The 12284-nt window shown below is 64.7% G+C and carries 11 protein-coding genes; 8 read left to right on the top strand and 3 right to left on the bottom strand.

Annotated features, from left to right (window positions below; all coding sequences use genetic code 11):
* The first annotated feature begins 1 nt into the window (after position 1).
* The 8 genes from J3B00_RS24670 to J3B00_RS24705 all read left to right on the top strand — a co-directional run bounded on the left by J3B00_RS24670 (position 2) and on the right by J3B00_RS24705 (position 9193).
* Positions 2 to 1447 carry an alginate O-acetyltransferase gene (locus J3B00_RS24670; protein WP_209873481.1) on the top strand — a complete coding sequence of 482 codons (1446 nt, stop codon included), beginning with the start codon at positions 2 to 4 and terminating at the stop codon, positions 1445 to 1447.
* Positions 1448 to 1455: 8 nt separating this feature from the next.
* Positions 1456 to 2559 (top strand): mannuronate-specific alginate lyase, encoded by a 1104-nt coding sequence (locus J3B00_RS24675; protein ID WP_209873484.1) that lies wholly within the window; start codon positions 1456 to 1458, stop codon positions 2557 to 2559.
* A gap of 222 nt (positions 2560 to 2781) precedes the next feature.
* Positions 2782 to 4239 (top strand): MBOAT family protein, encoded by a 1458-nt coding sequence (locus tag J3B00_RS24680; RefSeq protein WP_209873487.1) that lies wholly within the window; start codon positions 2782 to 2784, stop codon positions 4237 to 4239.
* 13 nt (positions 4240 to 4252) lie between these two features.
* Positions 4253 to 5410 (top strand): alginate O-acetyltransferase, encoded by a 1158-nt coding sequence (locus J3B00_RS24685; protein WP_209873491.1) that lies wholly within the window; start codon positions 4253 to 4255, stop codon positions 5408 to 5410.
* A gap of 17 nt (positions 5411 to 5427) precedes the next feature.
* On the top strand, positions 5428 to 6084 hold the full coding sequence (locus J3B00_RS24690; RefSeq protein ID WP_209873495.1) for an alginate O-acetyltransferase AlgF: 657 nt from the start codon (positions 5428 to 5430) through the stop codon (positions 6082 to 6084).
* 32 nt (positions 6085 to 6116) lie between these two features.
* Positions 6117 to 7571 (top strand): mannose-1-phosphate guanylyltransferase/mannose-6-phosphate isomerase, encoded by a 1455-nt coding sequence (locus J3B00_RS24695; protein ID WP_209873498.1) that lies wholly within the window; start codon positions 6117 to 6119, stop codon positions 7569 to 7571.
* 179 nt (positions 7572 to 7750) lie between these two features.
* Entirely contained in the window at positions 7751 to 8215 is a 465-nt protein-coding gene (locus tag J3B00_RS24700) for a multidrug transporter (protein WP_209873501.1), read from the top strand.
* Between the two features lie 153 nt (positions 8216 to 8368).
* Positions 8369 to 9193, top strand: coding sequence for an SDR family oxidoreductase (locus J3B00_RS24705; protein WP_209873504.1), 825 nt, complete (start codon positions 8369 to 8371; stop codon positions 9191 to 9193).
* 23 nt (positions 9194 to 9216) lie between these two features.
* Here the strand turns inward: J3B00_RS24705 and J3B00_RS24710 are convergent, their stop codons facing one another.
* From J3B00_RS24710 to J3B00_RS24720, 3 genes are read right to left on the bottom strand one after another with little or no spacing between them, the layout of a single operon-like run.
* Positions 9217 to 9720: an SDR family NAD(P)-dependent oxidoreductase gene (locus J3B00_RS24710; protein ID WP_209873507.1), complete on the bottom strand. Its 504-nt coding sequence runs from the start codon at positions 9718 to 9720 to the stop codon at positions 9217 to 9219.
* A gap of 28 nt (positions 9721 to 9748) precedes the next feature.
* Positions 9749 to 11221 carry an efflux transporter outer membrane subunit gene (locus J3B00_RS24715; RefSeq protein ID WP_209873511.1) on the bottom strand — a complete coding sequence of 491 codons (1473 nt, stop codon included), beginning with the start codon at positions 11219 to 11221 and terminating at the stop codon, positions 9749 to 9751.
* Positions 11218 to 12279, bottom strand: coding sequence for an HlyD family secretion protein (locus J3B00_RS24720; RefSeq protein WP_209873514.1), 1062 nt, complete (start codon positions 12277 to 12279; stop codon positions 11218 to 11220). The genes J3B00_RS24715 and J3B00_RS24720 overlap by 4 nt, the downstream gene beginning before the upstream one ends.
* Positions 12280 to 12284: the final 5 nt, after the last annotated feature.

A 12284-nucleotide genomic window follows, 5' to 3' on the forward strand; every position in this document is an offset into this window, starting at 1 on the left:
CATGACCACCCCACACCTGATGAAACTGCTCGGCCTGTCCGCCGCCCTCCTGGCCATCAGCCAGGGCGTGCGCGCCGATCAAGTGCAGGCACCGAGCTTCAGCGCCGAGCCTTGCTGCCAGCTGTGCCCCGAAGCGCACGACGCCAGCCGCTACACCACCCGCTACCAGCAGAACTTCACCACGCTGGTGCAGGCTCAGGGCGACTGGCTGTTCCGTACCCGCGAAGACCTGCGCACCGAGTTCGACACCAGCGCCGCTGGCTACCAGCGCCTGCAGCAGGTACACGACGCGTTCAAGAAGCGCGGCGTCGAGCTGGTAGTGGTCTACCAGCCAACCCGCGGTCTGGTGAACCGCAACATGCTCAAGCCGCAAGAAAAAGCCGCCTTCGATTACCAAAAAGCCGTAGCCAACTATCAGGCCATGCTCCAGCGCTTCGCCAAGATGGGCTACAACGTGCCTGACCTGACCCCGCTGACCAACGAGCAACTGGCCGCCGCCGACCAGGGCAAAGACTTCTACTTCCGTGGCGACCAGCACTGGACCCCTTACGGCGCCGAGCGTGCGGCAAAAATCGTGGCTGACACGGTGCACAAGATGCCCGCCTTCGAGGGCATCCCGCGCAAGGAATTCGAGACCCACAAGTCGGGCCGCATGGGCAAGACCGGCACCCTGCACAACGTCGCCGGCCAGCTCTGCAACACCAGCTACGCGGTGCAGTACATGGACCAGTTCGCCACCGAACCGAAAGGCTCGGCCGGCGGCGGCGACGACCTGTTCGGTGACGGCGGCAATGCCGAAATCACCCTGGTCGGCACCAGCCACAGCGGCAAGAACTACAACTTCTCGGGCTTCCTCGAGCAGTACATCGGCGCCGACGTGCTCAACGTCGCCTTCCCCGGTGGTGGCCTGGAAGGCGCGATGATCCAGTACCTGGGCAGCGAAGAATTCCAGAAGAACCCGCCGAAGATCCTCATCTGGGAGTTCTCGCCGCTGTATCGCCTCGACCAGGAAACCATCTGGCGGCAGATCCTCGGCCTGCTCGACAACGGTTGCGACGATCGCCCGGCGCAGCTGAGCGCCAGCGCCACGCTCAAGCCCGGCACCAACGAGCTGATGGTCAATGGCAAAGGCGGCGTGATCAAAGACCTGGTCAACCGCAACCTGCAGATGGACATCAAGTTCGAAGACACCTCGGTCAAGGTCCTGCAGGCCACCTTGTGGTACCTCAATGGCCGCCACGAGGACATCAAGATCGAGAAACCGGAGACCTCCGACACCGACGGCCGCTTCGTCTTCCAGCTGCGTGAAGACGAGGACTGGGCCACCCAGAACCTGCTGGCGCTGGAAGTCCAAGGGCCGGAAAAAGGCACGCAGAAAGTCGAGGCCAAACTCTGCAAACGCAACAACTTCGCCAGCCCCGCGCACACCGCGCACGCTGGCCAGTGAGGCGAATCATGACCAAGACAGGCAGAACCTTCGCACCCGCCCTGCTCGCCCTGGCACTGTTTGGCAGCGCCGCGCATGCCGCGCTGGTGCCGCCGCAGGGTTACTACGGCGGGATCGAGAAGCTCAAGACCACAGACGGCAAGTTCCGCTGTGAAGCCGCGCCGCAGCCGTACACCGGTGCGCTGCAGTTTCGCAGCAAGTACGAAGGCTCGGACAAGGCCCGCGCGACCCTCAACGTCGACTCGGAACAAGCTTTCCGCGACTCCACCGCGCAGATCACCACGCTGGAGAAAGGCATCAGCAAGATGGTCGGCCAGTACATGCGCGACGGCCGTCCGGCCCAGCTCGACTGCGCGCTGACCTGGCTCGGCACCTGGGCCCGCGCCGACGCCTTGATGTCGACCGACTACAACCACACCGGCAAGTCCATGCGCAAATGGGCGCTGGGCAGCATGAGCGGCTCGTGGCTGCGGCTGAAGTTTTCCAACTCGCAGCCGCTGGCCGCGCACCAGGCCGAGGCCGAAGTCATCGAAAAATGGTTTGCCCGCCTGGCCGAGCAGACCGTGCGTGACTGGAGCGACCTGCCACTGGAGAAGATCAACAACCACAGCTACTGGGCGGCCTGGTCGGTGATGGCCACCGCCGTTGCCACCGACCGCCGCGACCTGTTCGACTGGGCAGTGAAGGAATACCGGGTCGGCGCCAACCAGGTCGACGAGCAGGGCTTCTTGCCCAACGAGCTCAAGCGCAAGCAGCGCGCGCTGGCCTATCACAACTATGCCCTGCCGCCGCTGGCGATGATCGCCAGCTTCGCTCAGGTCAATGGCGTCGACGTACGCGGTGAGAACAACAACGCCCTGCAGCGCCTGGCCCAACGGGTTCTGGCCGGGTCGAAAGACCCCAGCGCGTTCAAGACCCGCAACGGCGAGAAGCAGGACATGAAAGACCTCAAGGTCGACAGCAAGTACGCGTGGATGGAGCCGTACTGCAGCCTCTATGCGTGCAACAGCGACACCCTGCAGCGCAAGCGCGGTATGCAGCCATTCGACACATTCCGCCTCGGCGGCAACCTGACCCGGGTCTATGACCCGAGTGCGGCAAGCAAGCAATAGCGTCGACCCAGGGGCCGCGGCGCGGCCCATCGCGACCCAAGGCCGCTCCCACAGGTTCCGCGCAGGACCTGACACAACGGAGAACCTGTGGGAGCGGCCTTGGGTCGCGATCGAGGGCGAAGCCCTCGCCAGGGATAGTGAGTGAAAAGGTTTCTCCAGCATGTCGCTGGGGGGTTTGGGGGGCTGCTGCCCCGGCTACGTACAACCATCAGGAGAACCGGGATGGTCTTCTCGTCAAACGTGTTCCTGTTCCTGTTCTTGCCGATCTTCCTCGGCCTGTATTACTTGAGCGGGCAACGCTATCGCAACCTGCTGCTGCTGGTCGCCAGCTACATCTTCTACGCCTGGTGGCGGGTGGACTTTCTCGCCCTGTTCGCCGGGGTCACACTGTGGAACTACTGGATCGGCCTCAAGGTGGGTGCCGCCGGCGTGCGCACCAAGCCGGCCCAGCGCTGGCTGCTGCTCGGCGTCGGTGTCGACCTGGCGATCCTCGGCTACTTCAAGTACGCCAACTTCGGCGTCGACAGCCTCAACGCGATCATCGCCTCGTTCGGCCTCGAGCCGTTCATCATCACCCACGTGCTGCTGCCGATCGGTATCTCGTTCTACATCTTCGAGTCGATCAGCTACATCATCGATGTGTACCGCGGCGATACCCCGGCCACCCGCAACCTGATCGACTTCGCGGCGTTCGTGGCGATCTTCCCGCACCTGATCGCAGGCCCCGTGCTGCGCTTCAAGGACCTGGTCGACCAGTTCAACAACCGCACCCACACCCTGGACAAGTTCTCCGAAGGCTGCACCCGCTTCATGCAGGGCTTCATCAAGAAAGTGTTCATCGCCGACACCCTGGCGGTGGTCGCCGACCATTGTTTCGCCTTGCAGAACCCGACCACCGGCGATGCCTGGCTGGGCGCACTGGCCTACACCGCGCAGCTGTACTTCGACTTCTCCGGCTACAGCGACATGGCCATCGGCCTCGGCCTGATGATGGGCTTCCGCTTCATGGAGAACTTCAAGCAGCCGTACATCAGCCAGTCGATTACCGAGTTCTGGCGGCGCTGGCACATCAGCCTGTCGACCTGGCTGCGTGACTACCTGTACATCACCCTGGGCGGCAACCGCAAAGGCACCTTCAATACCTACCGCAACCTGTTCCTGACCATGTTGCTGGGCGGCCTGTGGCACGGCGCCAACTTCACCTACATCATCTGGGGCGCCTGGCACGGCATGTGGCTGGCGATCGAACGCGCACTGGGCCTGGACACCAACCCGCAGCGCTTCAACCCGGTCAAATGGGCCTTCACCTTCCTCCTGGTGGTGGTCGGCTGGGTGATCTTCCGCGCCGAGAACCTGCACGTCGCCGGCCGTATGTACGGCGCCATGTTCAGCTTCGGCGACTGGCAGCTGTCGGAACTCAACCGGGCCAATCTCACCGGCCTGCAAGTGGCAACGATGTTTGTCGCCTACGCGACCCTGGCGTTCTTCGGCCTGCGCGACTTCTACCGCAATGCCAAGCCGACGCCCAAGGCTACCCCTGTGCAAGTCAACGCTGACGGCTCGCTCGGCCTCGACTGGACCCGGGTGATGACCCGCGCCCTGGTCCTGCTGCTGTTTGTCGCCTCGGTGCTCAAGCTCTCGGCGCAGAGCTACTCGCCATTCCTCTACTTCCAGTTCTGAGGCACGGACGACCATGACCCGGACATTACGCATCACCTACTCCCTGACCTTCCTCGGCCTGCTCACCGGCCTGGGCGTGTGGTCACTGAGCGGCGCCTCGAGCTTCCAGCGCACCGAGCAGATGACCGTGCTCAACGGCAAGCTGGCCAAGGCCGCCGAGACCCACTACGACGAGCAGTTCCCGATCAAGCGGATCGGCACCAACCTCTGGGCCGCGCTCGACTTCAAGCTGTTCAACGAAGGCCGCCCCGGCGTCGTGCTGGGCCGCGAGCAGTGGCTGTTCAGCGATGAAGAGTTCAAGCCCACCGCCGGCGCCGAGCAACTGATGCAGGAAAACCTCGCGCTGATCCGCGGCGTGCGCGACACCCTGCAGCGCCAGGGCAGCCAACTGGTGCTGGCGATCATCCCGGCCAAGGCGCGGATCTATTCCGAGTACATCGGCCAGGAGGCGCCGGCCAGCCTCCACGCCGACCTGTTCAACCAGTTCCACGCCCAGGCCCGCCAGGCCAACGTGTTCGCTCCCGACCTGCAGGCGCCGATGGCCGAGGCCAAGGCCCGCGGCCAGGTGTTCCTGCGCACCGACACGCACTGGACACCGCTCGGTGCCGAGGTCGCAGCGCAGACCGTGGCTGCCGCCGTGGCGCGCCAGAGCCTGCTCAGTGGCGAGCCGCAGGCGTACATCACCGAGGCCGGCAGCACCACGCCCTATAAAGGCGACCTGACCAACTTCCTGCCACTCGACCCGCTGTTCAGCAACCTGCTGCCGACGCCGGACAACCTCCAGCAGCGCACCACCCGTCCGGCTCAGGCCGCGGCCGAGAGCGACGACGCGCTGTTCGCCGACAGCCAGATCCCGGTGGCGCTGGTCGGCACCAGCTACAGCGCCAACCCGCACTGGAACTTCCTCGGTGCCCTGCAGCAAGCGCTGCACAGCGACGTCGCCAACTACGCCGAAGACGGCCACGGGCCGTTGCTGCCAATGCTCAAGTACCTGCAAAGCGACGCCTTCAAGAACGCCGCGCCACAAGTGGTGGTGTGGGAATTCCCCGAACGTTATCTGCCGATGAAAAACGACCTCAGCGGGTTTGATCCGCAGTGGATCGCCCAACTGAAAAACACCCGTAAATCCGAAGAAAACCTGGCCCTGTCGTCCAACCGGGCGAACCATTGAAAGAGAGGAACACGCACATGACCACCAAGCCATCTTTTGCCAAAGCCCTCACCCTCGCCGCCGGGCTCTCCCTCTCGGCGCTGGCCTCGGTGCAGGCCTTCGCCGGTGCCGACGCGGCGCTGTACGGCCCGAGCGCGCCGAAAGGCTCGACCTTCGTACGCCTGTACAACGCCAGCAGCGCACCTACCGCCGCCAGCGTCGGCAACACCCAGATCAAGCAGGTCGGCGCCCAGGCGAGCAGCGACTTCAGCTTCCTCCCGGGCGGCGACTACACCGCCCAGGTCGCCGGTAAGTCGGTGCCGGTCAAACTCGCCTCCGACAAGTACTACACCCTGGTCAACAACAGCGGCGGCAACCCGCAGCTGATCGAAGAACCACCGTTCAAGAACAAGCAGAAAGCCCTGGTCCGCGTGCAAAACCTCACTGACCAGTCGCTGACCCTGAAGACCGCCGACGGCAAGACCGAAGTGGTCAAGCCGGTGGCCGCCAACGGCCGCGGCGAGCGTGAAATCAATCCGGTCAAGGTCAACCTGGCCCTGTACCAAGGCGACAAGAAAGTCGGCGACGTGAAACCCGTCGCCCTCGAGCGCGGCGAAGCCGCCGTGCTCTACGTCACCGGTTCGGGCAGCAGCCTGGCGCCGGTGTGGGTAACTCGTCCTGTGGCTAGCAACTGATCACTGCCTCTATCAACCTTTGGAGAAACATCATGATTCCGGTAATTCTTTCTGGTGGTAGCGGTTCGCGTCTGTGGCCTCTGTCGCGCAAGCAGTTCCCCAAGCAGTTCCTGGCCCTGACCGGTGAACACACGCTGTTCCAGCAAACCCTCGAACGCCTGGTGTTCGACGGCATGCAGGCGCCGATCGTGGTCTGCAACAAAGACCACAAGTTCATCGTCCAGGAGCAGCTCGGCGCGCTCAACCTGCAGACCCAGGCGATCCTGATGGAGCCATTCGGGCGCAATACCGCGCCGGCGGTAGCAATCACCGCGATGAAGCTGGTCAATGAAGGTAGCGACGAGTTGATGCTGGTGCTCCCGGCCGACCACGTGATCGATGACCAGAAGGCCCTGCAGCGCGCCCTGGCCCTGGCCACGGTGGCCGCCGAGCGCGGCGAGATGGTGTTGTTCGGCGTGCCGGCAACCAAGCCGGAAACCGGCTATGGCTACATCCGCTCCAGCCAGGACGCGCTGCTCCCCGAGGGCGTGGCGCGGGTGGCGCAGTTCGTCGAGAAGCCGGATGAAAAGCGCGCTACCGAGTTTGTCCGAGCCGGCGGTTACTTCTGGAACAGCGGCATGTTCCTGTTCCGCGCCAGCCGCTTCCTCGAAGAGTTGAAGAAGCACGAGCCGGACATCTACGACACCTGCCTGATGGCCCTGGAGCGCAGCGTCGAAGACGGCGACACCCTGAGCATCGACGAAGCCACCTTCGCCTGCTGCCCGGACAACTCGATCGACTACGCGGTGATGGAAAAGACCCAGCGCGCCTGTGTCGTGCCACTGTCGGCCGGCTGGAGCGATGTCGGTTGCTGGTCGTCGCTGTGGGACGTGCATGAGAAAGACGTCCACGGCAACGTCACCAAGGGCGACGTGGTGGTGCAGGACAGCCGCAACTGCATGATCCACGGCAACGGCAAGCTGGTGTCGGTGATCGGCCTGGAGAACATCGTCGTGGTCGAAACCAAGGACGCCATGATGATCGCCCACAAGGACAAGGTCCAAGGCGTCAAGCAGATGGTCAACACCCTCGACAAGCAAGGCCGCAGCGAGACCCAGAACCACCTTGAGGTGTATCGCCCATGGGGCTCGTACGACTCGGTGGACATGGGCGGGCGCTTCCAGGTCAAGCATATCACCGTCAAGCCGGGCGCCAGCCTGTCGCTGCAGATGCACCACCACCGCGCCGAGCACTGGATCGTGGTATCCGGCACAGCCGAAGTGACCTGTGACGAGAACGTGTTCCTGCTCACCGAGAACCAGTCGACCTATATCCCGATTGCCTCGGTGCACCGCCTGCGCAACCCGGGCAAGATCCCGCTGGAGATCATTGAAGTGCAGTCCGGGAGCTACCTGGGTGAGGATGACATCGAGCGCTTCGAAGACGTCTACGGCCGCAGCGCGACGCCGATCGAACGCGGCATTTCGGTGAAGACCATCGCCCAATAAACCACTGGGGCCGCTCTGCGGCCCATCGCGACACAAGGCCGCCCCCACAGAATATGCGCACTCGCTGTGGGAGCGGCCTTGTGTCGCGAATGGAGGGCGCAGCCCTCCCAGCTTTTGAGCCCACCCCAATTACCAGCTAGGATGGTCAAACCCGCCCAACCTAGGCTTGTCCCCCCAAAATGATCATCGGCGCCCTGCTCATTCTCACCTGGCTGGTCCTGCTCCTGCGCTACCCGGCCAAGGCCTTGCCGATTTCCCTCGCTGCCGTCTGCGGCCTGGGCCTGGTCGCCCTGTTCGTCGCCTGGCAAGACACCCGCGAATCCTCACAGCTGGCCCGCCTTGACCTGCGCCTGACCTACGCCCCGGATCAATGCCCCGCCGACCGCCCCCTGCGCGTGACCATGAAAAACACCAACAAGGCCCCGCTGACCGAACTGCGCTGGCGCGTGGGCGCGTATGCGCCGGGCGATTCGGTCAACCTTGCCGAGAACACCTACAGTGCACCGCGCTACCGTGGCCCTGGCGATTTGCAGCCGGGTACTGAGTGGAGCGACTGCCTGCCATTGCCGCCGCTGCGCTCAGGGTATCGGCCGCAGACGCTGGAGTTTCGCGCGGAACATCTGCAGGGTACATTCGCCAATTGATGGGTTGCCGGTCATGGCCTCTTCGCGGGGCAAGCCCGCTCCTACAGGGATTGCGCTTACCTCTGGCACGGCGCGGTACCTGTAGGAGCGGGCTTGCCCCGCGAAGAGGCCATGACAGACGACACAAACTTCAGCTGATAACAGGCCTCTCCCATGCCCACCGTTCTGATCACCGGATGCTCCAGCGGCATCGGCCGCGCCCTGGCCAACACCTTTCGCGATGCTGGCCATGAAGTCTGGGCGACGGCGCGCAAGCCCGAAGATGTCGCGCAATTGGCCGCTGCGGGATTTGCCGCACGGCAACTGGATGTCAACAACGGCGATGAGCTGGCCCGTCTGGCCGAAGAGCTGCAGGACCGCCACGGCGGCCTCGACATCCTCATCAACAACGCCGGCTACGGCGCCATGGGGCCGCTGCTCGATGGCGGCGTCGAGGCCATGCGCCAACAGTTCGAGACCAATGTGTTCGCCGTGGTCGGGGTGACCCGCGCGCTGTTCCCGCTGCTGCGCCGTAACCGCGGACTGGTGGTGAATATCGGCAGTGTGTCCGGCGTGCTGGTGACACCGTTCGCCGGTGCCTACTGCGCCTCGAAGGCAGCAGTGCATGCCTTGAGCGACGCGCTGCGCCTGGAGTTGGCGCCGTTTGGCATCCGCGTCATGGAAGTGCAGCCGGGGGCGATTGCCTCGCAGTTTGCCAGTAACGCTCAGCAGCAGGCGGACCAGGTGCTGGCAGCAGAGTCGCCGTGGTGGCCGCTGCGCGAATACATCCAGGCGCGGGCGCGGGCTTCGCAAGACAAGCCGACCCCGGCAGCCGAATTTGCCCAAGGGGTGCTGGCAGCCGCGCGCAAGACGCCGGTGCCTGTGCTGGTGCGCTTGGGCAATGGCAGCACGGCGCTGCCGTTGCTGGCGCGGTTGCTGCCACAACGGTTGCTCGACAAGGTCTTGCGCAAGCGCTTTGGTTTACTGCGGCCGCTGTGAGGCTGCAGCACAGCCATCAACCCTCAGATCTGGCCCAATGCCAGCTCAACCACCTTCAACGCCGTTGACGGCCCCGCTAGCAGCGACTCGACCCTGAGGCCGCTGTCAGCCAAGGTTTCGGCTAGCCGATTCGCCACCGCCAGCATTGTCGAGCCGGCGCAAAGAAACACCAACCTGCCCCATTTGCGCTGCGCCATGCCCTCGGCGTAATGCGCCGACAGCTGCGCGGCGAGCGAGGGGTTGGCGTGGAAGATGCCGAGGTTATTGACCAGGATATCGGTATGCGGCATCCGCTCGATCAGGGTCTGAGTGCCCTGCTCGGTGCTCAGGTCGGCGGCAATGCCAATGATGCGCGCGGCCGGGAGTTTTTCCCGCACGCGCCTGAGGGCTTCATCGACCCGCGCCTGGGTACGCCCGTTGAGCACTACCTCGGCGCCGGCCTCGACCAGGCTGATGGCAATGGCCAGGCCAGCGCCGGCGGTGGAGCCACTGACGATCGCGCGCTTGCCGTTGAGGGAGATGGGCATCGTTTGCTCCTCGTTCGAGACGCCGCACCTACAGGGTATGAGGCGCGTTTGCCGGCTTTGCGCTCGGCTGCTCAGCGAAGGCCTGCCAGCCACCCCCAAGCGCCTTGTACAAGCCAACCATGGCCTGCGCAACGGCCGCCGAGCTGTCAATCCACTGCTCCTCACTGGCCAGCAATGCCGACTGCACGCTCAGCACATTGAGAAAGTCCACCGCCCCTTCCACGTACTGACGCTGAGCGGTCTCGAGGGCAATCCGGTTCTCGCGCACCGCCTCGGCCAGGTGATCACGGCGCAACTGGCTGGCGTTGTACAGGCGCAGTACATCGTCGATCTCATGCCAGGCTCCGAGCACCACCTTGCGGTAGTTGAGTGCTGCTTCCTGCTGCTGGGCTTCGCGCAACTGCAGCGTGCCCTTGAGCCGGCCACCTTCGAAAATCGGCAGCGACAGCTGCGGGCCAAAGGCAAACCGGCGCGAATCCCACGCGCCAAAATCAGACAACTGCATGGCCTGGAAACCGACACTGCCGGACAAGCGAATGCTCGGGTAGAAATCCGCCTTGGCCACGCCGATGCTGGCCGTCGCCGCATGCAGACGGGCCTCGGCCTGACGAATATCCGGACGCCGCTCCGCCAGTTCCGACGGCACGCCGATGGCAAATTTCTGCGCCGGCGTCGGCAGCTCGCCACCGGCCAGCAGCTCAGCCTGCAGGCTGCGCGGCGGCTCGGCAGCCAGCAGGCTGAGGGCGTTGATCAAGTCATCGCGACGTGCCTGCAAGGTAGGCAGGCGCGCTTCGATCGAAGCAACCTGAGCGCCAGCCTGGGCAACATCGAGCCGCGTCGCGACGCCTTCGGCCTGACGGTCCTGGGACAACTGCAAACTGTGCCGGGCAACCTTGAGGTTATCTTCAGTAACCTCAAGCGTGTGCTGCACGGCGCGCAGCTGGATGTAGTTGCCAGCGGTTTCCGACAGCAATGCCAGGAGCACGCCACGGCGATCATTCTCGGCGACTTCTACCGAGGCATCGGCGGCCTCGACCTGGCGTCTTACTCGACCCCAAAGATCGAGCTCCCAGCCGGCGACCAGGTCGCCTTGCCAGAGGTTGAAGGCCGACTTGCCGGAATGTCCGGACGGGTCGCTCAAGCCTTCGGCGCTGTTGCGCGCCCGGCTGTAACCGGCGTTGGCATCCACCGAAGGCGCCTCGTCGGCGGCAATCGTGCCGCGCAGCGCACGGCTTTGCAGCAGGCGGGCACTGGCCATCTGCAGGTCAAGGTTACGCTCGGCAACGCGCTGGATCAGCGCACTCAGCTTGGCATCGTGAAAACTGTCCCACCAACGCAGCTCTAACGGCTCGGCCACCGGCTGGCTCGCGGCAGCCTTGCCCTGCAGCGCTGCCCAGGCCTGCGGCGACTGGCTGGCGGGGCGCTCGAAATCCGGGCCGAGGGTGCAGCCTGCCAGCGTCACGGCGAGCAGCAAGGGGCTGATGCGGGCTAACGCGTTCATCGTGCGCTGACCTCTTTGCCTTCGAGCGTGTCGCCCTGGGTGTCAATGGTCGCAACCACCGACATGCCGACGCGCAAGCGCTGCAGCAACGGCTGGCCGTCATCGAAGACGATCTTTACCGGAATGCGCTGGACGACCTTGGTGAAGTTGCCGGTGGCGTTGTCCGGCTTGACCGCGGCGAAGGTCACACCGGTAGCCGGGGCGATGCTTTCGACATGGCCCTTGAGCGTTTCCCCAGAGAAGGTGTCGACGCTGATGCTCACCGGCTGACCGGGTTGCACGTGAGTCAGTTGCGTCTCCTGGAAGTTGCCGACCACATAGGCCTGCTCCAACGGCACCACCGACAGCAGGCGCGCGCCCGGGTTGACGTAGGCGCCCACGCGCAGGGCGCGCTCGCCGACCATGCCGTCCACCGGCGCGGTGATGCGGGTGTAGGAGAGATCGAGCTGGGCTTTCTCGACGCCGGCTTCGGCGCGCTTGAGCTGGCCATCGGCGCTGGCCACCTGGGCGCTGAGAATATCCACCTGCTTGCGCGTGGCGAGCAACGCCGCCTGGGTATTGGCCAGACGCGCCCGCGCCTGGTCGACGCGGCTGCGCGCCTGCTGGGCGTTCTGCACGGTGCCGGCGCCCTGTTCGGCGAGGCGGCTGTAGCGGCTGACTTCATGCTCGGCAAACGCCGATTCAGCCTGGGCGGCCTTGACTGCCGCCTCGGCCTGAGCGATCAACGATGCCTGGCGTTCAAGGGTGGCACGGGCATCGGCGCTCTGCGCCTTGGCCACCAGCAATTGGGCATCGGCAGCGTCCAGCGCCGCCTGGTAATCGCGCGGGTCGATGGTCGCCAGCAGTTGGCCGGCCTTGACCTGTTGGTTGTCCTCGACCAGGACTTCCTTGATAAACCCGGCGACCTTGGGCGCGACCACGGTGTAGTCGGCGATCACGTAGGCATCATTGGTGCGTTGCTGATGGTCGCTGCCGAGCATCCACGGGCCTACCAGGCCGGCCAGCACGGCCACGGCGAGCACCGAGCCGATGACGAGCGTCTTGCGATTGTTGGTCATTTTAC

The sequence above is a fragment of the Pseudomonas sp. BP8 genome (assembly GCF_017875955.1).
Taxonomy (GTDB): Bacteria; Pseudomonadota; Gammaproteobacteria; order Pseudomonadales; family Pseudomonadaceae; genus Aquipseudomonas.